Source organism: Sulfurimonas sp. RIFOXYD2_FULL_34_21, from assembly GCF_001830805.1.
In the GTDB taxonomy this organism is placed as follows: domain Bacteria; phylum Campylobacterota; class Campylobacteria; order Campylobacterales; family Sulfurimonadaceae; genus Sulfurimonas.
Genome location: NZ_MICH01000015.1, coordinates 219,534 through 244,774, shown reverse-complemented (window position 1 = coordinate 244,774; position 25,241 = coordinate 219,534). Strand labels below are relative to the sequence as shown.

The 25,241-nt window shown below is 34.1% G+C and carries 19 protein-coding genes and 1 pseudogene; 16 read left to right on the top strand and 4 right to left on the bottom strand.

The window, feature by feature from the left end:
- The first annotated feature begins 147 nt into the window (after positions 1-147).
- The 7 genes and pseudogenes from gltB to A2530_RS11255 all read left to right on the top strand — a co-directional run bounded on the left by gltB (position 148) and on the right by A2530_RS11255 (position 12,256).
- A complete protein-coding gene (gltB, locus tag A2530_RS11285) occupies positions 148-4,587 on the top strand; it encodes a glutamate synthase large subunit (protein WP_294885278.1) in 4,440 nt (1,479 codons plus the stop codon).
- Positions 4,588-4,589: 2 nt separating this feature from the next.
- Entirely contained in the window at positions 4,590-5,975 is a 1,386-nt protein-coding gene (locus A2530_RS11280; protein ID WP_294885279.1) for a glutamate synthase subunit beta, read from the top strand.
- A 235-nt stretch (positions 5,976-6,210) separates the two neighbouring features.
- Positions 6,211-6,333 (top strand): annotated as a pseudogene (locus tag A2530_RS11275) (NAD(P)H-dependent oxidoreductase); the annotation flags it as partial.
- Between the two features lie 271 nt (positions 6,334-6,604).
- Positions 6,605-7,639 (top strand): HD domain-containing phosphohydrolase, encoded by a 1,035-nt coding sequence (locus A2530_RS11270; RefSeq protein WP_294885280.1) that lies wholly within the window; start codon positions 6,605-6,607, stop codon positions 7,637-7,639.
- 9 nt (positions 7,640-7,648) lie between these two features.
- On the top strand, positions 7,649-8,785 hold the full coding sequence (locus tag A2530_RS11265) for an FIST signal transduction protein (protein WP_294885281.1): 1,137 nt from the start codon (positions 7,649-7,651) through the stop codon (positions 8,783-8,785).
- Between the two features lies 1 nt (position 8,786).
- Entirely contained in the window at positions 8,787-11,630 is a 2,844-nt protein-coding gene (locus tag A2530_RS11260; protein WP_294885282.1) for an ATP-binding protein, read from the top strand.
- Positions 11,627-12,256, top strand: coding sequence for an NAD(P)H-dependent oxidoreductase (locus A2530_RS11255; RefSeq protein WP_294885283.1), 630 nt, complete (start codon positions 11,627-11,629; stop codon positions 12,254-12,256). The genes A2530_RS11260 and A2530_RS11255 overlap by 4 nt, the downstream gene beginning before the upstream one ends.
- Here the strand turns inward: A2530_RS11255 and A2530_RS11250 are convergent.
- Positions 12,253-12,984 (bottom strand): endonuclease/exonuclease/phosphatase family protein, encoded by a 732-nt coding sequence (locus A2530_RS11250; RefSeq protein ID WP_294885284.1) that lies wholly within the window; start codon positions 12,982-12,984, stop codon positions 12,253-12,255. The genes A2530_RS11255 and A2530_RS11250 overlap by 4 nt on opposite strands.
- 16 nt (positions 12,985-13,000) lie before the next feature.
- Positions 13,001-14,362 carry a phospholipase D-like domain-containing protein gene (locus A2530_RS11245; protein WP_294885285.1) on the bottom strand — a complete coding sequence of 454 codons (1,362 nt, stop codon included), beginning with the start codon at positions 14,360-14,362 and terminating at the stop codon, positions 13,001-13,003.
- A gap of 97 nt (positions 14,363-14,459) precedes the next feature.
- Here A2530_RS11245 and A2530_RS11240 point away from each other — a divergent pair, with 97 nt between their 5' ends.
- On the top strand, positions 14,460-15,377 hold the full coding sequence (locus A2530_RS11240) for a manganese-dependent inorganic pyrophosphatase (RefSeq protein WP_294885286.1): 918 nt from the start codon (positions 14,460-14,462) through the stop codon (positions 15,375-15,377).
- Between the two features lie 14 nt (positions 15,378-15,391).
- Here the strand turns inward: A2530_RS11240 and A2530_RS11235 are convergent, their stop codons facing one another.
- Positions 15,392-17,968 (bottom strand): EAL domain-containing protein, encoded by a 2,577-nt coding sequence (locus A2530_RS11235; RefSeq protein ID WP_294885287.1) that lies wholly within the window; start codon positions 17,966-17,968, stop codon positions 15,392-15,394.
- 120 nt (positions 17,969-18,088) lie between these two features.
- Between A2530_RS11235 and A2530_RS11230 the strand changes: the two genes are divergently transcribed.
- The 7 genes from A2530_RS11230 (at position 18,089) to A2530_RS11200 (ending at position 24,323) form a co-directional block, all read left to right on the top strand.
- Complete coding sequence (locus A2530_RS11230; protein WP_294885288.1) at positions 18,089-19,864, top strand: YgiQ family radical SAM protein; 1,776 nt, start codon at positions 18,089-18,091, stop codon at positions 19,862-19,864.
- An 89-nt stretch (positions 19,865-19,953) separates the two neighbouring features.
- Positions 19,954-20,202 carry an RNA-binding S4 domain-containing protein gene (locus tag A2530_RS11225; protein WP_294885289.1) on the top strand — a complete coding sequence of 83 codons (249 nt, stop codon included), beginning with the start codon at positions 19,954-19,956 and terminating at the stop codon, positions 20,200-20,202.
- Positions 20,199-21,185 carry an anthranilate phosphoribosyltransferase gene (gene trpD, locus A2530_RS11220; RefSeq protein ID WP_294885290.1) on the top strand — a complete coding sequence of 329 codons (987 nt, stop codon included), beginning with the start codon at positions 20,199-20,201 and terminating at the stop codon, positions 21,183-21,185. The genes A2530_RS11225 and trpD overlap by 4 nt, the downstream gene beginning before the upstream one ends.
- The gene (tsaE, locus tag A2530_RS11215; protein WP_294885291.1) at positions 21,182-21,595 is read left to right on the top strand and encodes a tRNA (adenosine(37)-N6)-threonylcarbamoyltransferase complex ATPase subunit type 1 TsaE; all 414 of its coding nucleotides are present in this window, start codon (positions 21,182-21,184) and stop codon (positions 21,593-21,595) included. The genes trpD and tsaE overlap by 4 nt, the downstream gene beginning before the upstream one ends.
- The gene (gene lptB / locus A2530_RS11210; protein WP_294885292.1) at positions 21,583-22,305 is read left to right on the top strand and encodes an LPS export ABC transporter ATP-binding protein; all 723 of its coding nucleotides are present in this window, start codon (positions 21,583-21,585) and stop codon (positions 22,303-22,305) included. Before tsaE ends, lptB begins: the two co-directional genes overlap by 13 nt.
- Positions 22,306-22,318: 13 nt before the next feature.
- Positions 22,319-23,587 carry an RNA polymerase factor sigma-54 gene (locus tag A2530_RS11205; RefSeq protein WP_294885293.1) on the top strand — a complete coding sequence of 423 codons (1,269 nt, stop codon included), beginning with the start codon at positions 22,319-22,321 and terminating at the stop codon, positions 23,585-23,587.
- Complete coding sequence (locus tag A2530_RS11200) at positions 23,556-24,323, top strand: TIGR02757 family protein (RefSeq protein ID WP_294885294.1); 768 nt, start codon at positions 23,556-23,558, stop codon at positions 24,321-24,323. Before A2530_RS11205 ends, A2530_RS11200 begins: the two co-directional genes overlap by 32 nt.
- On the opposite strand, the gene A2530_RS11195 is transcribed toward A2530_RS11200, so the two are convergent.
- The gene (locus A2530_RS11195; protein ID WP_294885295.1) at positions 24,320-24,688 is read right to left on the bottom strand and encodes a diacylglycerol kinase; all 369 of its coding nucleotides are present in this window, start codon (positions 24,686-24,688) and stop codon (positions 24,320-24,322) included. The two genes, A2530_RS11200 and A2530_RS11195, sit on opposite strands and share 4 nt — an antisense overlap.
- 123 nt (positions 24,689-24,811) lie before the next feature.
- On the opposite strand from A2530_RS11195, the gene A2530_RS11190 reads away from it, so the two are divergent.
- Positions 24,812-25,240: a CoA-binding protein gene (locus A2530_RS11190; protein ID WP_294885296.1), complete on the top strand. Its 429-nt coding sequence runs from the start codon at positions 24,812-24,814 to the stop codon at positions 25,238-25,240.
- The last annotated feature ends 1 nt before the right edge of the window (position 25,241 follow it).

Here is a 25,241-nt window from a genome sequence, read left to right as displayed (position 1 = left end):
TTTTGTTAGAAAATCATCTGGATATTATAATTTTTTAAACCTTTAAACTGTATAATGCAACTCTTGTCTCTAAATAGGCTAAGTTTCTTTAAAAAGAGATTAAATTTGTAATAAAATTACAAAAAAATGTAAAATATAGGAGTTAATATGGTTGAATATCATGACTTATTGAGATCATTCAAAGATAATTGTGGTTTTGGTCTCGTAGCAAACATTAAAAATAGAGCGTCTCATAAAATTTTAAATGATGCTATAACTGCATTGGAAAGAATGATGCACCGCGGTGCAGTAGCGGCTGATGGCAAAACGGGAGACGGAAGCGGATTGCTTTTATCTTTTCCTGAAGAATTTTTACGCAAAGAAGCTACTAAAGAGGGCATTGAATTACCAAAACAATTTGCAATAGCTTCTATTTTTACAAAAGATATCAAAAACTTAGATATAGTAGAGAATATCTGTGAAGCAAATGACTTGAAAATTGTATTTCGCAGAACGGTTCCTATTGATGTAAATGCACTAGGCGAACAAGCTCTTGCGTCACTGCCTAATATGGTTCAACTTTTTATTACTCCAAACTCAATAATGGCTACAAACAGATTTGATGCACTTTTATACCTTTCTCGTAAAGAGAGTGAGCATAAACTTGTAAATGATAGAGATTTTTATATTGCATCAATGAGTTCAAAAGTTCTTTCATATAAAGGACTTGTTATGCCTACCCATATTAAAGAGTTTTATAAAGATTTGCAAGATGAGAGTTTTAAAATATCTTTTTCACTTTTTCATCAGAGATTTTCAACAAACACGCTTCCGGAATGGAGACTTGCACAGCCGTTTCGCTCAGTTGCTCACAACGGTGAAATAAACTCCGTAGAAGGAAATCGTTTTAATGTTGAAATAAAATCAGAATCAATAAAAAGTGAAGTTTTTACTAACGAAGAGATACAAAGAATACTTCCTATTTTACAATTGAAATCATCAGACAGCGCAAGTGCCGATAACTTTTTTGAATTTCTTCTCGTAAACGGTATGGATTTCTTTAAAGCTGTTCGTGCAGTTATCCCGGCTGCTTGGCAAAATGCTCCACATATGGATCCTGAACTTCGTGCATTTTATGAGTTCCAATCAACGGTTTTTGAAGCTTGGGACGGTCCGGCGGCATTTTCCGTTACTGATGGCAGATATGTAGGATGTGTGTTAGATAGAAACGGTCTTCGTCCTTCAAAATATATAATTACAAAAGATGACACTCTTTTGATTGCAAGTGAATACGGTGTTACAGATATTCCTGAAGAGAATATTAAAGAAAGAGGTCGTCTTCAATCCGGAGAGATGTTAGGGCTTGACCTTAAATTTGGAAAAATATTTAAAAACAGTGAAATTAACGATTATTTAAAAAGTTCAAACCCATATATGAAGTGGTTAAATGAGCATATGATATATCTGCAAGAACATGTAAGCGAACAGTACATGTCAGATTCTGAGTATGATAAACAAGAGTTGATAAACAGACAGAGATATTTTAACGTAACGCATGAAGTTATAGAGCAAGTTATCGAGCCTATGATTGTTGAAGGAAAAGAGGCAGTAGGCTCTATGGGTGATGATACTCCGCTTGCCGCATTTTCAAACAAACAAAGAGCATTTAGTGATTTCTTTAAACAAAAATTTGCTCAAGTGACAAACCCGCCGATTGATCCGATTAGAGAGAAAGTCGTTATGAGTTTAAATACGGGCTTTGGAGAAGTTCACAACATACTTGATGAAGTTCCTTTTCATGCGCATCGTTTAAAATCAATTTCTCCAATAATAACAAGTGAAAAATTAAAAGTATTAAAATCTTTCGGAGATAAAAAATCTCCTAGTTATCAAGATTTTTACCGTAATAAAACATTTTCGACAGCTTATGAACAAGATTTGAAAAAAGCATTAGACTCCTTAGTTGAAAATGTTATTAATTCTGTTAAAAATGAAGGTACCAGAATTGTTATTTTAGATGATTATGAGTTTAGTCAAAAAAATAGAGTTATGCCTATGGCTATGGCAATAGGACGTTTAAATATAGCACTTTTAAAAGCTAAAATTCGTCATCTTGTATCTATGGTTGCAGTTACATGTGAAGTGCATGATTCTCATAGCGCAGCTGTACTTATCGGTTATGGTGCAAATGCGATTCATCCTAAACTTTTGGCAGAAACGGTAATAGAACATACGAAAAGGTCTAAAGCGATAACGCTTGACTGTAATGCAGCTTTAAAAGCTGTTCATTGCTCTTTAAATGCCGGAATTTTAAAAATAATGTCTAAAATGGGTATATCTACTATTGCATCGTATAGAAACGCGGGTCTGTTTGACGTTATGGGACTTAGTAATCAAATAGTAAGAGAGTGCTTTGAGATGTCAAATTCTGCACTTGGCGGACTTGATTATAACGATATTGATGAGAGACTTAAAAAATATCATACGGAAGCGTTTAGCGAGAGTGGGTTTAATAAAATTTTCCCGCTAAATATCGGCGGATATTATAAGTTTTATAGCGATCAAGAGCATCATGATTTCGGTCCTGCAGTCATCCACGCTATACATGCTACGGCAGAAAGCGGAAGTAAGAAAGATTATGAAAAACTAAGAGATTTGGTAAATAAAAGAGGATTGAAATTTATTCGTGATTTCTTTGAATTAAAATCAGACAGAAAAGCTATTGATATCTCCGAAGTTGAACCAAAAGAAGAGATATTTAAAAGATTTGCTTCTGCTGCAATGAGTCTTGGTTCAATCTCTCCGGAAGCTCATGAGACTATTGCTATGGCAATGAATAGAATCGGCGCTCAGTCAAACTCTGGAGAAGGTGGAGAAGACAGCGAGCGTTTCGGAACTGATAGAAACTCAAAGATAAAACAAGTGGCATCAGGAAGATTCGGTGTTACGCCTGCTTATTTGCGTTCGGCTGAAGAGATTCAGATTAAAGTTGCTCAAGGTGCAAAACCAGGTGAAGGCGGACAGCTTCCAGGACATAAAGTTTCAGCTCTTATCGGTAAACTTCGTTATACGATACCGGGTGTTACTCTGATTTCTCCTCCTCCTCATCATGATATCTACTCTATTGAGGATTTGGCACAACTTATTTTTGACGTTAAGCAGGTAAATCCAAAAGCTAGAGTTGCAGTAAAACTTGTTTCTACAATCGGAGTTGGTACGATTGCAGCCGGTGTTGCAAAAGCGTATGCAGATAAAATTATTATTTCTGGTGGCGATGGCGGTACAGGTGCTGCACCTCTGACTTCTATCAAGTTTGCAGGAAATCCTTGGGAGCTTGGGCTTAGTGAAGCGCATAATGCGCTTAAAGCAAATAACTTAAGAGGGCTTGTAGAAGTTCAAGCAGACGGCGGTTTAAAAAGTGGACTTGATGTAGTTAAAGCGGCACTTTTAGGTGCTGAGAGTTATGCATTTGGAACAGGTGTTTTAACTATCGTAGGTTGTAAAATGCTTCGTATTTGTCATGTAAATAAATGTTCAGTAGGTATTGCAACTCAAAACGAAAAACTTCGTCAAGAGTTTTTTAAAGGACATGTAAACCAACTTATTAACTATTTTACTCTTTTGGCTGAAGATATTCGTTCTATTATGGCTGAACTCGGTTTTAAAACTATGGAAGAGATGATAGGAAGAAGCGATATATTAAAAGTTGTTGATGATAAGTTTGCTCAAAAATTTGATTTCTCATCTGTTCTTCATCAAGAGCAAGGTGTTAATACTCATCAGCAAAAATTTAATCATCCGTTTGATGATAATGCTTTTGAAAAAGATGTTTTAAGTGAGGTTATGAGTTCTATAAAACATCCTGAACATCCTGCTAGAATCAGTAGAGAAATAAGCAATATACATAGAAGTTTCGGAGCATTAATAAGTGGTGAAATTGCTGAATACTACGGTAATAAAGGCTTAAGTGCAGATACAATTAGAATAAATTTAACAGGTATTTCAGGACAAGCTCTTGGTGCGTTTTTAATTCCGGGAGTATCAATTTATTTGAGCGGTGTTGCAAACGATTATATTGGAAAAGGTATGCACGGCGGTAAAATAATTATCACTTCAGTAAATGAGGGCGAAGAATTTGCTGCAGGAGGAAACACATGTCTTTATGGTGCAACAGGCGGTAAGCTTTATATTTCGGGAAGCGTGGGCGAGAGATTTGCGGTTCGTAACTCTGGTGCATTAGCCGTTGTTGAGGGAACAGGAGACAACGCTTGCGAATATATGACAGGCGGTGTAGTAGTTATTTTAGGCAAAACGGGGATTAACTTCGGTGCAGGTATGACAGGTGGAATCAGCTTTGTTTATGATGAAGAACATAAATTTGTCGAAAATGCAAACCGTGAACTTGTAGAGTTAGTAAGAATTGATACGGATGAGACGGATGAAGCAAGACACTATCTAAAAAAACTTTTAAAAGATTATGTTGTTGAAACAGGAAGTAAAAAAGCAAAAGCACTGCTTGATAATTTTAGAGTAGAAGTTAGAAGTTTTTGGTTAGTAAAACCTAAAAACTTAACTAAACTGCCTATGAATTTAGAGATTGGAGATTAATCATGAGAGAGTATTTAACAATAGATAGAATAGAAGCCAGAAAAAGATTAGTCGTCGAGAGAACAAAAGATTTTGGCGAAATTTATGAGGTTTTTGACCGCAATGAAGCAGCAACTCAAAGTGAGAGATGTATCCAATGCGGAGACCCGTTTTGTTTAAATAAATGCCCGCTTCATAATTATGTTCCGCAATGGTTAAAAGCTGTAGCTGAAAAAGATTTGGAGTTTGCGTTTAAACTTTCAAACGAACCCTCTCCGTTTCCAGAAGTAATGGGTAGAGTTTGTCCTCATGACAGACTATGCGAAGGGGATTGTACCCTAAATGACGGACATGGAGCTATTACAATCGGCTCTGTTGAGACACATATTACAGAAGAGGGATTTAAAGCAGGTTTTAAACCTGAATTTCCCGGAATAATTACTGATAAAAAAGTTGCTATTATAGGTAGCGGTCCTGCCGGACTCTCTGCTGCAACGTATCTTTTACGCTCAGGAATAGCTGTAACTATGTATGAGAGAAGTGATAGAGCAGGTGGGCTTTTAACTTATGGAATTCCAAATTTTAAATTAGATAAAAAGATAGTAGAACGTCGTGTAAAGTATCTTGTAGAAGCAGGTATGAAACTTGTGCTTAACTGTGAAGTTGGCAAGGATATAAGTTTTGAAGAGATAGCTGATAAGCATGATGCTATATTTATAGGCGTCGGGGCTACAAAAGCTAAAAAAGCCTCTATTAACGGTGAAAGAGCTGCTAATGTTTATAATGCAATGGATTATTTAACTGCCATTCAGAAGAAAAATTTTAAAACTTCATACGATAAAAAATTTGATTTTAAAGATAAAGAGGTAGTTGTAATCGGCGGTGGAGATACTGCCATGGACTGTTTAAGAACTGCTAAAAGAGAGGGCGCAAGAAGTGTAACATGTCTATATCGCCGTGATGCACATAATATGCCAGGGAGTCAAAAAGAGTATAAGAATGCTATGGAAGAGGGTGTCGATTTTACATTTTTTGTCTCTCCAAAAGAGATTATCTTAAATGATAAAGGCAATGCTATTGCAGTTGAAGTTATAAAAACTACTCTTGGTGCAAAAGATAATAACGGACGTCAAAAGATGGAAGAGATAAAGGGTAGTGAATTTAGAGTTAATGCTGACGTAATTATCTTATCTTTAGGATTTGACCCTGAAATACCATCTTTTTTGGCAGAAAACGGTATTGATACAAATAAGTGGGGTGGAATTATAATAAACGAAGATACCCATGAAACGACAACTTCTGGAATATATGCCGGCGGTGACTGTTATAGAGGTGCCGATTTAGTAGTAAGTGCAGCATATGACGGTCGTGAAGCGGCAAAAAGTATAGCCAAATCTATACTAAAATAGTAAAACAAACTTTTTACATGTAGCTAATTTACATGTAAAAAGAAGTATCTTTTTTTGGATGCGTTATAACCTTACCCATAGCTTTTAATAAATCATACACTAAACAAAACAGTGCTGTTATGTTCTCTTTTATAAGAATCCCTCTGCTACGAGTCTTTCTTATGGATTAAGCCTTTTTGTTTAACTAGCAATTTGGGGTATATAATTTTTTTATAAAATTGTAGAGGAGTATATTATGCAAAAAACATTTAAAGAGGCGATGGATTTTAGACATGCATGTAAACTTTTTGATGAAAACAGAAAAATATCTAATGAAGATATAAGAGAGATACTAGAAGCAGAGCGCAAATCCCCATCATTTTCAAAATGATTCTTTTTATCTGTAGTTTTTACTATGAAATAACCGTCTTCTAAAACATAAGCGCTGTATCAACTTCTTATAAGTTGTTCTGGTGTAGATGGTTTTTATGTATTATTTAAAAAAACGATTCGCGACCCTTACTAAACTCTTTTTTACTATTGCAATAACACAGCATAAAATCTTCTTTTTTAAAATATTATCACTATTTGACAAAAAATTATTTAAAGTTATTTATGATATATTAAAAAATTAAATAAGGATAGAATATATGAACGGTTTAAAAGTAATCTCTGTCGATGATACTCTTATGAATCTGATTCTAATAGAAGAAATAGCAAAAGAGATGGGTATATATGTACAAAGCTTCCAAGATCCTATTGAAGCCTTAGAACATATAAAAAATAATCGGGTAGATATGATGTTTGCGGACTACATGATGCCTCAGATGGATGGATTGGAACTTATAACACAAGCACTTCGTATTCAAGATGAACTTATTCCTATTATGGTTACCGCAGTTGATGATGATCATGATTTAAAGATAGAAGCTCTAAGAGTAGGTGCGGCGGATTTTTTGACAAAACCGGTAGATATAGCGCAGCTTGAAGCAAAAATAAAGAATTTTACAAAAATAATCCAACTTAAGCTTCAGCTGAAAAATTTTAACGACATACTTAAAGAAGAGGTTAAAAAAGCTACCGAAGACCTTATTGACAGAGAACATGAAGCACTTGAAATCATCTCAAGACTAGCAGAGTATAGAGATCCTGAGACAGGGAGTCATATTTCAAGAGTTGCACACTATTCAAAGCTACTTGCTAAAGAGTACGGTTTTAGTGAAAAAGAGCAGGATATAATATTTTTTGCTTCACCTCTGCACGATATAGGAAAAGTAGGTATAAGAGACAATATTCTATTAAAACCGGCAAAGTTAGAAGATGATGAATATGAGATAATGAAAACTCACTCCGTCATAGGGTATGAGATACTAAAGAATAGTAAAAATCCATATCTTCAAGCAGGTGCGCTAATAGCAAAAACACATCATGAAAAGTATGAAGGAAATGGTTATCCTGAAGGATTGAAAGGTAATGAAATCCATATATACGGGCGAATAACCGCTATTGCAGACGTATTTGATGCCTTGACTTCTCAAAGACCTTACAAAGATCCATGGAGCTTTGAAGATGCAAAAGATTTTTTAGTAAAAGAGTCTGGAAAACATTTTGATTCGGAGTTAGTAGAGTTGTTCGTTAAAAATATCGATAAGATAAAAGAGATATATTTAAAATTTGAAGAGTAGGAGAGAGTGATGTTTATAGATAATTTGATACTTGATAAAAACGGTAATTGGAAATATGTTTCTGATAACATAGAAAAAAAAGAGGATGCTGATATAGTATTTGTCTTTGGTGATACTGATATAATTAAAAATAAAGATACGTTTTATAAAATAAAAAGCAGTTATCCAAATGCTCATATAGTGGGTTCTTCATCATCAGGCAATATACTGGGAAAAGAGATATCCAAAAATTCTCTTGTAATGACTGCCGTAGAATTTGAAAGCTCGAAAGTAGAGGTATGCAGTGTGGATTTTACAGATAGTACTACTTTGGAAGAGCTCTCATCTGAACTTGTTGATAAATTAAGTAAAGATGGGTTGAAGCATGTATTTGTGCTCTCAGACGGTTTAAAAGTAAACGGTTCCGAACTGGTCAGAGGTATGAACGCTTCACTGCACGGTGTACATGTAACAGGCGGTTTAGCCGGTGACGGTGCAAGATTTCAAGAGACTTTCGTCTTAAGTGACGATGAGGCAAAAGAGGGGAGAATAGCAGCTGTAGGTTTTTATGGAAAAGATCTAAAAATAAGCAGCGGCTGTTTCGGTGGTTGGAGTGAGTTTGGAACATACAGAACTATAACCAGATCTGAGGGTAACGTAGTGTACGAAATAGATGGTGAACCTGCACTTGATCTATACAAAAGATATTTAGGACAATATGCGGATGATTTGCCAAACAGCGGTCTTCGTTTTCCTCTTAGTATAAAAAAAGAGAGTAACGATCCTGAAATCATAAGAACGCTTTTGGCGATTGATGAAGATAAAAAGTCTATAACGTTTGCAGGAGACGTACCTAATGGATATTCGGCAAGATTAATGAAGCCGGATATTGATAAACTGATAGACGGGGCTGGAAAAGCAGCAAGCGAGATAACCATCGCTAACTCTAAACCGGCACTTGGTCTTGTAGTTAGCTGTGTTGGTCGTAAGATAGTGTTGGGTCAGTTAATAGACGAAGAGCTAGAAGAGGTGGGCAATATTTTAGGAGATAATATAAATCTTGTAGGTTTTTACTCCTACGGTGAAATAGCACCGTTTAAAAAGGACAAAATGAGATGCGAACTGCATAATCAGACTATGACCCTAACGGCAATATACGAAGACTGATATGAATCGTTTATTAAAAAGACAATTAAAGAGATACTTTGGAGAAAGTTTCGATATCTCCTTGATGCCTGAAAATTTCTCCGAATTCATTGAGGATGTTTCTAGTAGTTATGATGATTTTTATGAGGAAAAAAAATTTTTAGAACATACCATAGATATAAATTCTCAAGATATTGAAAAAGCTAATATTAAGATAAAAGAGCAAAATATCCATCTTCAAAAACTTCTAGAAGAAACATCAGATGAAAACGAAGAGATGATCTACATGTTAAAGCAGTACAAAGAGGCTATAGATACTTCGCTCATAGTAAGCACTACCGATACGCACGGAATTATCAGGTATGTGAACGATAATTTTGTACAGATAAGCGGATACTCTCAAGAAGAGCTCATAGGACGCCCCCATAACATAGTAAGACATCCTGATACTCCTGAATTAATATTTGAAGATATGTGGAAGACAATCTTAGATAAAAAAGTATGGCAGGGTATCATACAAAATAAGAAAAAAAACGGATCGACATATTACGTAAATGCCGTGGTAGTTCCTCTTTTAAATAGAAACGGCGATATTGTTGAGTTTATGGCTTTAAGAGAAGATATAACCGCCGCCATAGAATATCAAAACAAGCTTGAATCTCAAAAACAAAGAGTATCTGTTATATTGGATAATCAAGAGAGCATTATAGTCCTTTTTGATGAAAAAGACGGGGTAATAGAGGTAAATAGAAAGTTCTATGAAGTATTCGGATTTAACTCTTTTGCAGAGTTCAAAGAAAAACATAAATGTATATGTGAGCTTTTTGAAGAGAGAGAAAACTTCTTAAAATCTAGCACAGATGAGAAACTTTGGGTTATCCCTATTTTAGAAGAATCCCAAAAAGTTCATCTTGCTATGATAAATAAAAGAGTTTACAGCGTAAAGGTAGCGATAATAGATATAGAGAATAAAAAAACATATCTTGCCACATTTACGGATATTACAGAAATAGAAGAAGCGAGAATAAAATCTCAAGAAGCAGAGAGAGAAAAAGCTAACTTTTTAGCTAATATGAGTCATGAGATAAGAACTCCGATGAACTCTATCTTGGGTTTTTCAGAGCTTTTGTCAAAGACACAGCTTGATCCAAAACAGAGTAAATACACAAAGCTGATAAAAAGCTCTACGGCAACCTTGATACAGATAATAAACGATATACTTGATTTTTCAAAACTTGAAAGCGGGCAGAGCGAGATTGAGATATCGAATGTAAATCCTTTTATGGAGTTTGAAGATACTCTTATGCTTTTAGCCGAAAAGGCCAGAGAAAAAAACCTGTCATATATAATAGACATCGATTCTGCTCTTCCTGAATGTATAGGAATAGATAGTTTCCACATAAAACAGATATTGATAAATCTGATAGGTAATGCTATAAAATTCACTCATGAACATGGAACAATATATATAAAAATAGAAAGTATAGTCACTAAGGATGAAAAAAAAGTAAGGTTCATAGTTCAAGACAGCGGTATAGGTATTCCTAAAGATCGCCAAGATAAGATATTCGAGCCGTTCTCACAGGCTGACAGTTCGACCACGAGAAAATTCGGCGGAACGGGTCTGGGTCTTAGCATATCAAGCTCTTTGAGCAAGCTTATGGGAAGCCGGCTTCAATTAGAGAGTGAAGAAGGAAAGGGAAGCAAGTTCTATTTTGATATTTCTTATATAGATTGTGCGGCAAACAGTACATTAAAAGAGCATCTAAATGATTTTAAAGTATATGTTTATAACATGAACGAAACCTTGCTCAAGTATTTATCGACGCAGCTAAACTCTTACAAAGTTGATTATATCGTTATAGACGACTTTGATAAAAAATTAGATATTCCTAATTCAGTAATTATTTCAAAAGATGAAAAGTTTTCAAAAAAATTCAAAAAAGCCAGAATATTACTGCTTACAAAAGCAGATAAATGTGTGGAAAACTCAAGATGTCAGCATATTGAAATATTTGATGATTTTCCGTCTATATTATATAACGAACTTATGCGTTTAAAATTAATAGATACAGACGTTCAAAAAAGCAAAGATTATAATAATATAAATTTAAAAATATTGATAGCCGAAGATTATGAAATAAACAGGATTCTTGTATCTGAACTTTTAGGACAATTTGAAAATATAGAATATGCTTTTGCATTAAACGGGCAAGAAGCAGTAGATATGGCTATAAAAAATAAGTATGATTTAATACTTATGGATATAAATATGCCAATTATGAACGGTATGGATGCAACTAGGATATTGGTTAATGAATTTAATATACAAACACCCATAGTAGCTTTGACCGCCAATGCGCTTGAAGGAGACAAGGAGAAGTTTTTATCCGCAGGAATGGCAGATTATCTGACAAAACCTATAGATATAAAAGCATTTGAAACTATACTACTTAAATATAGCAATAAAATCTCAAAAGAAACGAAAGTAGCCTTAAAGATTGAAAGTAAAGAAGGTACTAAAGAAAACAATGAGATGCTTGATATAGGATTGTCTCTTAAGATGGCGGAAAAAAAGATGGGTTTAGCACAAAATATAATCGAAAAACTTTTTAAAAGTTATGCTTCTTCTTTAGAAAAAATAGTTACAAATTTAGAAAATGCAATCGATAAAAAAGATTTTGGCGTAATTCTTATAAATGCTCATAATTTAAAAAGTGGCGCAGCTTCTTTATGTTTTGAAAAAGTTATTACAATAGCACAAGAAATAGAATCAAATGCTAAGAACAAAAATGAGGATTTCGATTTTTTACAAAGATTAGAAAATCTAAAACCGTATCTTGAGACAATAAGAGAGTATAAATGAATAAAACATTTAAAGAGGCGATGGATTTTAGACATGCATGTAAACTTTTTGATGAAAACAGAAAAATATCTAATGAAGATATAAGAGAGATATTAGAAGCAGGGCGCAAATCTCCATCATCTTTTGGAATGGAGCCATGGAAGTTTTTAGTCATAACAAATGAAGAGCTAAAAGCTAAAATAAGACCTCACTGCTGGAATCAGCCTCAGATTACTACATGTTCTCATTTAGTAATTGTTCTTGCTGCGATTAAGAGTTTAAAAGTTGAGAGCGGAGTCGTAAAGCAGAGATTTTTAAGAAGAGAGATGCCTCAAGAGAAACTTGACTTTTACATGGATTTGTACGCAAAACATCTTAAAAAAACACTAAGCAGTGATGAAAATATACTCTGCTGGAGTGCAAGACAGACATATATAGCAGCGGCAAATATGATGACATGTGCGGCAACTTTAGGAATTGACAGTTGTCCTATAGAAGGTTTTGACAAAGAGGACGCAGAGAGAGTTTTAAACCTTGATACTAATAAATATCAACTATCTTTAGTGCTACCTTTTGGATATAGAGTAAATGAACAATCAACGCAGTTAAGGCTTGATTTTAACGATGTTGTAGAGTTTATAGATTAGTATCTGAATTTTGCGATAATTGGGTTATGGTCTGAAATATTTTTACTGTTAATGACTTCTGAGTATGTTAGTTCCAAGTCTCTGTAAAATATATAATCTATTGAGTTTGAAAAAATCTTTTTAAGATTTTTATCATCTTCAAACTCAACTTTTTTAAGTGATAAAGCTTCTGTAAACTCTTTTAAAAATTGGACTCTCTTTAAATTCCATGTATTAAAATCACCTGCAACTATCATAGCTCCTTCATGGGATTTAATAGCTGTATATATATAATTTAACTCATTTCTAAAATCACTGTTATTTACAAAATTTATAGCATGTAGATTAACCATGAGAATAGTTTTATCGTTTGATACTTTATGATGTGTTATTAGCGATACTTTATGGGTTGCATACTTTAGCTCCTGCTTTTTTGTAAGCAGAGACAACTCACTTTCACATGATGTTTTAAAAGCACTTAAAACACCGAAAACATGTCTTTTTGTTTGGATATTAGGAGACAATATATATGAATAATTTGATAAATCAAACTCTATTGAAATGCTCTTTTTCACTTCCTGTAAAAGCAGTATATCAAAATCATAGTTTTTTATAAGCAAATCAATAAAATTTTTGTATGAACTCTTTAGTGTAAGTTTTGCTACATTCCAGCATAAAATGCTAAACTCGTTTTGGAGTTTTATATCTTGATGTTGTAGTGATTTTATTAGATTTTGCGGTTTAAACATGAATCTTACTTTACCTTTAAAGCTGCGGTGCCAACACACGCATAAGATTTTCAAAAATTCTCTTAGGTGCAGAGACCTCTTTTGTGCCAAGGGATGAATTTTGTAGAAGTGTTTGAACCCATAAATCTATCTCTTTTATAGTGTTTTTAGAATATACAAAAGTAGCAATTTCATAGTTTAGAAATAGGCTTCTATTGTCAAAATTTACACTTCCTAGCATTACGCACTCTTCATCAAATAGCATCGCTTTTGCATGTAGCATTGAACCGTTGTAGAGATATATCTCAATACCGGACTCTTCAAGTTCTCTCATGTATGAGCTTCTGACTAAATTTACTATAGTGTGATTTGACTCTTTTGGTGTAACCAGTTTTATATCTACACCCCTATGATGTGCAATAATCAGGGCTTGAATAAGCGCATTGTTTGGTATAAAATATGGAGTAATAATATAAATCTTTTCTTTTGCTAAGTAGATGGCGGAAAGAAGCATCTCATAAAGAGTATCTCTATCTACATCCGGTCCTGAAGGAATAACTTGCAAAAATATTTCGCCTTGCTCCTCTTTATAATTATTGGTAAAGTCTAGTTTTTCTTTAGAAGCATAAAACCAGTCAGATGCAAAGACATCAAAAAAATGCTCTACAGATGAGCCTTCTATTAAAAACATAATATCTTCCCATCGTTTTTTACTATATTTTTCTCCTAAATATTCATTGGATAAATTTATTCCTCCGCTTAAAACTTTTTTATCGTCAAAAATATAAATTTTTCTATGGTTTCTTAAGTTTATATAGTTTCTAAAAGGCATCTCAAATATAGGCATAAAAAACTCAATTCTGACACCTGCATCTCTTAGCTCTTTGAGTCTGTTTTGAAACAGATACAAGATAATTGAACCCAGTGAATCAATGAGTATTTTTACTTTAACGCCATCTTTTGCTTTTTTTGTTAGTGCTTTTATAATTTTTTTTGTAACTTCATCGTATCCAAAAATATATGTACTTATATAGATAGAATTTTGACTCTCTTCAATACACTGCATAAAGGTTTCATAAACTTTTGTAGAGTCTGTGTACAAGATTAACTCTCTATTTTTTGTAGTATTAAAAATATTATAAACAAATTTACCGTTTTGCAGTTTCATACTCTCTTTTTTATATCTATTTTTTCTTTTTCTGGAACCGAAAATAAAATATAAAACGGCAGACACATACGGTAGAAGTATCATTGAAAGAAGCCAAGCTATTATGCTTGCAGGAGAACGTCTATTGTAGAGCATATGTACTAAAACAGATATTACCAAAAGCTCGCCGAAAATGATTAGTCCATGGTATAAAAATATATCAGGTGTAATATTCTTTAGCTGTTCATTCATTTAAAAATTATATCATTATTGCAATAAATGATACTCCTAAGTTTTTTCATCTGAAAAAATTTAGTATAATTGCAAAAAAAATTCAAAAGGTAACTCAATGTCAACATATATTTTCGGTCATACAAATCCGGATTCTGATTCTATAGTCGGAGCTATCTCTTTAGCATATCTTAAAAATCAATTAGGCGAAAATTGTATTGCAACACGTCAAGGTGATATATCTCCTGAGACTGAATTTATATTAAACAAATTCGGGGCAACTGCTCCCGAACTTAAAACATCTTACGCAGGAGAGAGCGTTTATTTGGTTGATTTTTCTGACCTTGCTCAAGCGCCAAAAGATATAAAAGAAGCAACAATCTTAGGTATTGTAGATCATCACAAGTTAGGAGATATTACGACTGATACTCCCTTAGAGTGCTGGATAAGACCGATTGGTTGTTCAAATACCGTTATAAAAGAGATGTATGATTATCATAAAGTTTCTATCCCAAAAGATATCGCGGGTATGATGATGTGTGCGATTTTGAGTGATACGGTAATTTTTAAATCTCCTACATGTACTAAAAATGATACAAAAGCGGTTAAAGAGCTTTCCGTAATTTGCGGCATAGAAGATTATAAAGCTCTTGCAATGCAAATGTTTATAGCTAAATCTGCAGTAGAAGGTGCAAGCGCTAGAAATCTCAATACGAGAGATTATAAAGCATTTGATATGAACGGCACTAAAGTAGGAGTCGGTCAATTGGAGATGGTTGATATTTCTGTACTAGAGAGCAGAATAAATGAACTTTTTGAAGATATGAAACTTATGAAACAAGAAGATGGTCTTCATACAATTATAATTCTTTTAACGGATATTATGAAAGAAGGGTCACAACTTCTTTGCATTAGTGATGATATAACTAAAGTGGAGAATGCATTTAAAGTAAAAATTCAAAATAACCAAGCATGGCTTGATGGAGTTTTGAGCCGTAAAAAGCAGGTTATACCTTTTCTTCAACCTCAGTTTTAATAATGCACGAGCTTTTATAGCTCGTATGCCATGCATGGTTTTGCAAAAAGATAGCCTTGAAAGTATTTACATCCAAGACTTTTGAGCATATCAAACTGCTCTTTTGTCTCAACCCCTTCTGCAATAACTTCAAAACCAAACTCTTCACCCATTGCGATTATAGTTTTAATAATAGTTTTGTCGGAACTGTTTGTCTCAAGTCCAAAAACAAAAGATTGATCAATTTTTAGTTCATTTATCTTAAGGTGTTTTAAATATACAAGACTGGAGTACCCTGTTCCAAAATCATCTATTGAAACGGATATACCAAGTTTGCTCAGCTCTTTTATCTTTTGCATAGCATCTTCTTGATTTTTTATTAGTACGCTCTCTGTTAATTCAACTCTTAATTTTGTCGGGTTCATAGAAGTTGAAGATATTAGATTTTTAATATTTGTTACAAAATCAATGTCTCTAAATTGTAGCGGACTTACATTTACGGAAATTCTCCACTCTTTTTTTATTTCGTTGTTTTTCCAAGCAATGAGTTGGTTTGCAGCTTCACGAAGTACATAAGCACCGAGTTCTTTTATGATACCGGACTCTTCTGCAAGCGGAATAAATTGTGCAGGAGAAATAAGCCCCATAACAGGATGCTGCCATCTCAGTAGCGCTTCAACCCCTGTAACTTTTGAGTCTGAGTCAACCTGTTTTTGATAATTTACAAAAAACTGATTTTCCAAGAGAGCTTCTTTTAAATGCTGAAGCATTGAAGATCTTGATTTTGTCATATTTTGAAGAGACTCATTATAAAAACGTATGATATTTTTTCCATCGCTTTTTGCTGTTCTTAAAGCGTATTCGGCTTGATTTAAGAGTGTATCTATATTTACGTTATGGTCAAAAAATAGAACTATCCCGATACTACTTGTTAGATAAAAGAATTGCTCTTTTATGCTAAATGGCTCTTTTGTCAGTAGAAGTATCTCGTTCGCAAATTCCTCTGCAATAATTGCCGCTTCATCTTCTGAAGACGAGATGTTTTCTAAAAGAATTAAAAACTTATCACTTGCGTATCTGGAGATTATAGAGGCTTTATTTAAAGTTAGAATTAGCCTATCGGCAGTATTTGTTAAAATAAAATCACCTGCTTCTTTTCCCATCAGGTCGTTTACATTTTTAAAATTGTCAAAATCAAAAAATAAAACTGCCCCGTAATTTTTACTGTTATTGCTGTTTGTAAGTGCTTGTGTTAAATGTTTTTCAAACAGCTTCTGATTTGGCAGGTTTGTAAGCAGGTCATAAAATGAGAGGTGATTTATGGCATCTTTTTGATGAAATGAGTTTATAGCAAAACCGACATCTCCTGCAAGTTCTTCTATCATTTCTCGCTCTTCTTCACTTAGTCCTTTTATTTCTGTTGTGCAAATAGAAATAACACCTATTGCCTCTTTTGCATAATGCTCTTTTCTAAGCGGTAGCGAATAAATTTCCGTAATATTATATTTTTTTACTTTTTCTCTGCACTCATCAGGTAATGTCTCATCAAAACTTTTTAAAAGTACGGCACGATTATTTTTAAAAACATCATATTCTAGCGGTGTAATATTAAAATCTTCATCTAGTCCTATTGAGCTTTTTACTGTCAACTGATTGTTTTGAAAAAGTGAGATTTTAACGCTTGCAAAGGTTGTGTTAGAGTGCATAGAGTGCGCAGTATTATCAATAAGTTCATCAATATTTTTAGAAGTAATTAGAATTTGATTACAGTCTGCTACGGTTCTTAGTATTGAAAAAAGATGCTTTTGATTTATATTTGCAATTTCTAACTCATTTTTTTGGTACTCTAAATGAGCAGTTTTTTCTCTAACCTCTTGTTCTAAAACTATTTTTTGTTTAACATCTTTTAGAGTTAAATTTTTAATTGCAAAATATATCAGTATCAACAATAAAAGTATGCTTGACCAAGATAAAAACGTGATTTCATAAAAACCGTCCATTGTTTCACTAGTTAAATTTTCAAGTGGAATCTTAATACTTGTAACCCCTCTGATATCGCCTATTTTATAGTCGTATCCCGCATCATACATTTTTACTATAGATGGAAAAACTTCCTCTTTGCTTCCATGACAACTTATGCAGTATTTATCTATAATCAACGGTGAGGTGTAATTAATAATGTCTTTATTATTTTGTTTTATCTGTTTTATCAACACTTTTTTATCAGGATTTTGTTTAAAATACTCTATCGCTTCTAATTCAAATTTATCGGCTTTATTTTTTGGATTTCTATATCTATCGGTAACATTTCTTATTGTTATTTTGTCTTTTGAAATTTCTGCAAATTTGTCGCTTATTAGTGTAGAAGCATGAGCAGGTAAAAATCCGACAGTAGTTTCGTTTATATCAAAACTGCTATTTAAAAACTGATGATGGTAAACATATCTCATAGAAATAAAATAGTCTCTTAGAGAGTCTGCTCTTGAAGCCGCTCTTAATTTTACAAGGTTCTTATTCTGAGTGTACATGTAAAAAGTCAAAAGAGAATTAGAAATAATAATAAGAGAGGCAACAATCCAAAAAAGTTTCTTATTCAAACTTATATTAAACATGTTTAAACCTTAAAAAAATTTATATAGTATAACACAAATTTATAACCTCTAATTTTAAATTCATTTAGTATTATTATAGATACAGAATATAAAAATATAGTTTCATTAAAAGGTTGAATTTTGAGTAGAAGAAGTAAGGCGCAAGTACCAAAAAAAGATACGGTTTCATTTACGGCAAAAGACTTTCTTCCTACTACAAAAGAGGAGATGGATGCTAGGGGATGGGATAGGTGCGATGTTATTTTAGTTAGCGGAGATGCATACATAGATTCCCCTTTTATAGGCGTTGCCATGGTCGGACGGATGCTTGAGCGAATGGGTTATCGAGTGGGTATGATAGGTCAACCTGACATTAACAGCGATATAGACATTACAAGACTAGGCGAACCGCGTTTATATTGGGGAGTAAGCGGCGGAAGTGTTGATAGTATGGTTTCAAACTATACCGCGACAAAAAGATTTAGAAATACGGATGATTATACTCCGGGCGGTAAAAATGATAAAAGACCCGACCGTGCACTTAGTGTTTACTGTAATCTAATTAGAAGATATTTCAAGGGTACCGTTCCGCTTGTTTTAGGCGGTATTGAAGCAAGTCTTAGAAGAGTAACTCATTATGACTATTGGGTAGATAAGCTTAAAAAACCGATACTTTTTGATGCAAAAGCAGACATCCTTATTTACGGAATGGGCGAAATAGCACTAGAACAAGTTACCCGCGCGTTGGATGAGGGAAGAGACTATACCGATATAAGAGGCGTGGCATACATATCAAAAGAGCCAAAGTATGAGTATATACAGCTTCCTTCACATCAAGAGTGTTTAGAAAACAAAGAGAAGTATATAGACCTATTTGATGATTTTTACGATAATAACGACCCGATTACCGCAAAAGGACTTTGCCAAGCGGTAGATAGTAGATTTTTAATCCAAAACCCACCATGTGACTATCTTGATGAGAGTGAAATGGATGCAAACTCAAATCTTCCTTTTACAAGAGAACTTCATCCGTATTATGCGCAGTTTGGAAAGGTAAAATGTTTAGAGACTATAAAGTTTTCCATAATGACACATCACGGATGCTGGGGAGAGTGTAACTTTTGTGCCATTGGAGTTCATCAAGGCAGAACTATCAGAACTCGCACAGAGGGCAATATTTTACAAGAGGCAAAAGAGTTTAACAAATACAGAGATTATAAAGGAATCATCTCGGATGTCGGCGGACCGACTGCCAACATGTACGGTTATGAGTGCGGAAAAAAACTTAAAAAAGGTACATGTGACGATATAAGATGCGTAGATGCAGATAGACTTTGCAAAGTTATGCATGTAGATCACGGCAGAAACCTAAATCTTCTTAGAAAGATAAGAGAGGTTGAAGGTGTAAGAAAAGCCTTTATCGCTTCAGGGGTAAGATACGACTTGATAACGGCGGATAAAAAACATGGTTACTCTTATCTAAAAGAGATGGTAAAGCACCATATATCGGGACAGCTAAAAGTTGCTCCCGAACACACGCAACAACATGTACTATCACTTATGGGAAAACCGGGCAAAGAGACTTTGGTTGACTTTAAAAAGATGTATGATCAGTTAAACAAAGAAGAGGGTAAAAATCAGTTTTTGACATATTATCTAATTGCCGCACATCCGGGATGTGAAGAAAAAGATATGCATGAGCTAAAACGCTTTACGACAGAAGAGTTAAAGATGAATCCGGAACAAGCTCAAGTCTTTACTCCGACACCCGGAACTTACTCGGCAGTTATGTACTATACGGAACTAGACCCAAAAACAAGAAAGAAAATCTTTGTCGAAAAAGACACAAAAAGAAAAGAGAAGCAAAAAAGAATAGTAGTCGAAAAAGATTGTTTCAAAAGTGGGTTTGCTTCATAATAAAAAACAATGCAAAAATTGTTCCAATTCTTACATTCTTTTCAGTTTCAATACTCTACAATATAAAAAATATTATATTGTAGGCATTTATGAGAATAGATAAATTTTTAAATTCGGTAAATATTACGAAAAGACGCTCAATATCTCAAGATATGATAGAAAGCGGGGTAGTGTTAATAAACGGTGTAGTTGCAAAAGCCAGTAAAAATATTGCAATAGGTGACGTAATAACTATAAACTATTTAAACTCTACAAAAAAGTATCAAATTTTGCAGATTCCTCAAACAAAATCAACACCAAAAAGTCTCCAAAATGAGTATATAAAGGAGATTTCATGAGTTATGAAGAGGCGAAAAAATTATTTACCTCACTCTTTAACCATGAGATGAGCGATGAGCAAATGAGAGAATTTTTGCTTAGTCTAAAGCTTGATGAGAGTACTAAAATTGAAGTAATTGCCGCTGCCGCAGAGGTTATGCGCTCATTCGCAATTCCTCTGCCTATATCCGATGATTTACGTCATAGAGTAGTTGATATAGTAGGTACGGGCGGAGATAAGATAGGAAGTTTTAATATCTCTTCTACGGTTGCAATACTTGTCGCATCATGTGGAAGTATGGTTGCAAAACATGGTAGCCGCTCGGTTACATCAAAGTCAGGCAGCGCAGATATGTTTGAAGAACTTGGAGTCAGACTTGATTTAAGCATCCAAAACAGTGCAAAACTGCTCGAAGAGACAGGTTTTACTTTTATGTTTGCCGCAAATCATCATCCTGCCATGAAATTTATAATGCCTGTTAGAAAAACAATACCTGATAAGACCATCTTTAATATATTGGGACCGCTTACAAATCCCGCAGGTGCAAAAAAATCTCTTCTTGGCGTATTTAATAAATCATTTGTTCCTAAGATGGCGAAAGCTCTTCAGATAAACGGTGCGACTTCGGCTATGGTTGTAAGTTCGTCTGAAGGAATGGATGAAATCAGTCTAAGCGATATTACTTATGCGTCACAGTTAAAAGGCGGAGTGGTTAATGGGTTTATAATTGATCCTCAAATGTACGGTATAAAAAAAGCTCCTCTATCTGCAATAATCGGAGGAGACGCAAAAGCTAATGCAAAAATTTTATACAATATTTTTGATGAAAAATCAACAGATGCTCAAAGAGATATTGTACTTATAAATACGGCTTGTGCTTTAATGGTTGATGGATTGGCTCGTGATATCCAAGATGGGCTTGAAATGGCACGAGAAGCCATAAAAATTAGAAAAGCCAAAGAAAAACTAGAAAATATTATTGAAATATCGAATAAATTATGAAAAAATATCTACTTAAATTAGATGAAATCGATACTATTGTTGAATATATTACACAAAATTTTACAAATGGAGTGATAATTTTACGTGGAGATTTGGCAGCAGGAAAAACTACTTTTGTAAAAAGAATGGTTAAATACTTAGGTATTGAAGATGAAGTGACTTCGCCGACTTTTTCACTTCAGCAGTGCTATGGGGATAAAATATTTCATTATGACATGTACAATCACGGGCTTGAGCATTTTATCTCTCTTGGTATGTTAGAAGAGCTAGAGAGAGACGGACTTCATTTTGTGGAGTGGGGAAATGATGAACTCGTTAAAATATTAAATTCTGCAGATATAAAGACAATGACGATAGATATAGAAAAAATTTCCGATGATAAAAGAGAGTACAAAATATGCATATATTAAAAGCGGTAGATTTAAAGAAAAAAATAAAAGATTTAGAGATAGTAAAAGGTATGAGTCTTGAGGTAAGAAGCGGCGAGGTTGTAGGGCTCCTTGGACCAAACGGAGCCGGTAAGACCACTACGTTTTACATGATATGCGGACTTGTTGAGTCAAGTAGCGGAGAGGTGTTTTTTGATGATAAAAATCTCTCAGGAATGCCTCTTCATCAGAGAGCTTTAAAAGGTATAGGCTATCTTCCTCAGGAAGCCTCTATTTTTAAGGATTTAAGCGTAGAAGAGAATCTTTTAATTGCCGCAGAAGTAAAGATAAAAGATAAAAAAGCTCAAGAAGAGAGAATTTTAGAGCTTCTTGACATGTTTAATATCGAGCCGATTCGTTATCGTAAAGGAATAAGTCTTAGCGGCGGAGAGAGACGCCGTGTCGAAATTGCCCGTGCACTTGTAAATAAGCCGAAATTTCTGCTTCTTGACGAACCGTTTGCAGGGGTTGACCCGATTGCCGTCATGGATATTCAAACAGTCATAAAACAACTTGTTTCATACGGGATAGGAGTTCTAATAACAGACCATAACGTGCGTGAAACTTTAGATGTATGCGATAGGGCTTACGTTATAAAAGCAGGCTCACTTCTAGCAAGCGGTACAAGCGAAGAAATCGGTAAAAATCCTGATGTACGTACCCACTATCTAGGCGAGGAGTTTAAGCTTTAGGAAGCTTAAAAAAATGGCAGCACTTAAACAGACGCAAAGCGTAGAAAATAAGCATAAACTCTCAAATACTCTGCGTAATTGGCTGCCGATATTACACTCTAGTTTAAGTGATTTGGGCGAGGCAATGTCTCCTTTTGTCGAAGCTAACCCCGTGATAGAAGTAGTCTCCGGGTATGAAGAGAGTTTTGAGAGTAAAATACCAAAAAAAATTATAAGCAGCTCGGTAAGCAATACAAGAACAGAGCAAATAGAAGCACTGACAATAGCAAATCGCTCTTTATACGATGTACTTGACGAACAGATAGAAGCGCCTTTGTTTCCTACACCGCTCTCACAAAAAATAGCCTCTTTTGTTGTTGCTAATCTTGATGAAAACGGATACTATGAAGGCAACAGCGAAGCGTTTTGCAAAGATAATAATATTAATGAATATGAATTTGAAAAAGTCCGAAAAAGATTTGCACATGTAGAACCTGTCGGAATTGCCGCAAAGAATCTAGCCGAGTCGTTTATATTTCAGTTGGATTACTCTGATATAAGTGATGAGGCATACTCTCTGGCCGTTAAAGTTATAGAAGATATAGAGAATATCTATGCTTACTCAAATGAAAAAAATTTTCAAGAAGTTATGCGTGTTTTAGGAACGTTTAAAAATCCTCCCGCAATCGAGTATCTTGAAGAGTCGTCACAAATTATTCCTGATTTGATGATATATTTTAATGATGATAATTCAATAGAGGTAAAATTAAATGACGCCTATTATCCTACAATAAATATTGATATGAATTATGGGGTTGAGCATGAGTTTGTATCACAAAAGATAAAAGAGGCAAAAAGTTTGGTTGATGCGCTTGATATGAGAAAAGCTACTCTCTATAAAGTCGGGCTTATGATAGTCGAGTATCAGTATGAATTTTTTACGGGCGGCGCAATAATGCCGCTTACTCTAAAGACATTAGCAGATGAGTTTGGACATAATCCATCTACCATTTCAAGAGCAATAGCCAATAAGTATATAGCCTGCAACAGAGGTATATATGCAATGAAAGAATTTTTTACTACGGCAATAGATGAAGATGTTTCAAATGCGGCTATAAAAGAGTTTTTAGTCGGTGTCATTAAGCAGGAAAATAGAAAAAAACCATTAAGCGATATGAAACTTTTGGAACTTATTCAAGAAAAATTTAAAGTCCAAATGGTTAGAAGAACAATTGCAAAATACCGAAAACAATTAAATATAGCAGGTTCAAGTGAGCGAAAAAAACTCTATCATTTACATTAAAGATAAACTAGACGCAGAGGTTGCTAAACGCAACTGTGAAGGTGAAGTTTGCGAAGAGCGTTTAGACCCTATTATGGTTGCGCATCGCTATAAAGATGAGACTGTCTCGCTGATTTGCGCTTTTTTTGCTTATGGAAACGTAAAACAGATTGTAAAATTTTTAAACTCTCTTGATTTTTCACTTCTTAAAAAAAGTGACGATGAGATACAAGAAGGTTTGAAAAATCACTACTACAGATTTCAAAAAAGCGAAGATGTTATAGCTCTTTTTATAGCACTAAAACGCTTAGGCGAAAAAACAACTATAGAGGAAGTTTTTAAAAAGGGGTATCTTAAAAATGCAAATGTAATTGAGGGGATTAATGAGCTGATAAAAACGCTACATGTACTCAATCCATACTCAAGTATGGGGTATAACTTTTTAATCTCTCAAATCACTACAAAAACAAAGGGAGCAGGGGCGTTAAAGAGGTGGATGATGTATCTGCGTTGGATGGTAAGAGAGGACAACATAGACATGGGTTTGTGGAGCGGAGTCGATAAAGCGGATTTGATAATTCCTCTTGATACTCACACTTTCAATGTTTCAAAAAAACTGGGGCTTTTAAACAGAAAGAGCTATGATTTAGAAGCGGCTATAGAGCTTACATCTAAACTCAAAGAGTTTGATAAAAATGACCCTTTGAAATATGATTTTGCACTTTATCGTATAGGGCAGGAGAAACTTGCACTTTAATTTTTACTAAAAATATCTAGTAAAATTACTGCCCATGTTATAACAAACACAAAAATACTCAAAAAGACTACAGTACTTCCTACATCCTTTGCACGACCTGCCATATGATGATGCTCCAGCGTAACCAAATCAACCACTCTCTCTATAGCGCTGTTAATAGCTTCTGCTATTAGCATCCCCATCAATGATATAAACATTAAAACTTTATAAACAATTGTTGCATCAATAACTAAAATAACAGGTAGTAACACAATCGCTATAATTAATTCAATCTTAAAAGATGTCTCATTTTGAATTAAATCTATCAATCCTTTCAATGCATAACTTGTATTTTTAAAAAAATTATATTTAGGCTGATTTCTCAATTTGTTTTCTCTTCTTTATCTAAATTCTGTGATTGTAACTATACAACAATTTTACATATATTTTTTAATTCATAGATAAGTTGGATATAATTACTAAATTTAATAAAAAAACAAGGGATTTTTATGGAATGTGAGTTTCCTGCGATTAATTCTAATGAACAAGAGATAAAAGAGATTTTTGATAGTGTAAAAACAATAGCTGTTATAGGGCTTTCTCCGGATGATAGCAAAGCTAGTCACAGAGTGGCAGCGTATCTGCAACAGCAGGGTTTTAAAATAGTTCCTATCTATCCCAAAGAGGATACAATCCTTGGAGAAAAAGTTTATCGCTCACTTTTAGAAGTCCCTTTTGAAGTTGATATGGTAGATATTTTTAGAAAACCAAAAGAGCTTAATAATGTTGCCGATGATTGTATAAAACGCGGCGATGTAAAAGTTTTTTGGGCACAAAAAGAGATTGTAAATAATGAAGCCGCGGCAAAAGCCAAAGAACATGGAATGAGAGTTGTTCAAAATAAGTGTACGATGGTAGAACATCGCACTTTACGCTAGG

What these genes read in the sequence shown, in the direction of transcription:
- gltB (WP_294885278.1), top strand. Translation starts at nt 148, where the DNA reads ATGGTTGAATATCATGACTTATTGAGATCATTCAAAGATAATTGTGGT.
- A2530_RS11280 (WP_294885279.1), top strand. Translation starts at nt 4,590, where the DNA reads ATGAGAGAGTATTTAACAATAGATAGAATAGAAGCCAGAAAAAGATTA.
- A2530_RS11270 (WP_294885280.1), top strand. Translation starts at nt 6,605, where the DNA reads ATGAACGGTTTAAAAGTAATCTCTGTCGATGATACTCTTATGAATCTG.
- A2530_RS11265 (WP_294885281.1), top strand. Translation starts at nt 7,649, where the DNA reads ATGTTTATAGATAATTTGATACTTGATAAAAACGGTAATTGGAAATAT.
- A2530_RS11260 (WP_294885282.1), top strand. Translation starts at nt 8,787, where the DNA reads ATGAATCGTTTATTAAAAAGACAATTAAAGAGATACTTTGGAGAAAGT.
- A2530_RS11255 (WP_294885283.1), top strand. Translation starts at nt 11,627, where the DNA reads ATGAATAAAACATTTAAAGAGGCGATGGATTTTAGACATGCATGTAAA.
- A2530_RS11250 (WP_294885284.1), bottom strand. Translation starts at nt 12,984, where the DNA reads ATGTTTAAACCGCAAAATCTAATAAAATCACTACAACATCAAGATATA.
- A2530_RS11245 (WP_294885285.1), bottom strand. Translation starts at nt 14,362, where the DNA reads ATGAATGAACAGCTAAAGAATATTACACCTGATATATTTTTATACCAT.
- A2530_RS11240 (WP_294885286.1), top strand. Translation starts at nt 14,460, where the DNA reads ATGTCAACATATATTTTCGGTCATACAAATCCGGATTCTGATTCTATA.
- A2530_RS11235 (WP_294885287.1), bottom strand. Translation starts at nt 17,968, where the DNA reads ATGTTTAATATAAGTTTGAATAAGAAACTTTTTTGGATTGTTGCCTCT.
- A2530_RS11225 (WP_294885289.1), top strand. Translation starts at nt 19,954, where the DNA reads ATGAGAATAGATAAATTTTTAAATTCGGTAAATATTACGAAAAGACGC.
- trpD (WP_294885290.1), top strand. Translation starts at nt 20,199, where the DNA reads ATGAGTTATGAAGAGGCGAAAAAATTATTTACCTCACTCTTTAACCAT.
- tsaE (WP_294885291.1), top strand. Translation starts at nt 21,182, where the DNA reads ATGAAAAAATATCTACTTAAATTAGATGAAATCGATACTATTGTTGAA.
- lptB (WP_294885292.1), top strand. Translation starts at nt 21,583, where the DNA reads ATGCATATATTAAAAGCGGTAGATTTAAAGAAAAAAATAAAAGATTTA.
- A2530_RS11205 (WP_294885293.1), top strand. Translation starts at nt 22,319, where the DNA reads ATGGCAGCACTTAAACAGACGCAAAGCGTAGAAAATAAGCATAAACTC.
- A2530_RS11190 (WP_294885296.1), top strand. Translation starts at nt 24,812, where the DNA reads ATGGAATGTGAGTTTCCTGCGATTAATTCTAATGAACAAGAGATAAAA.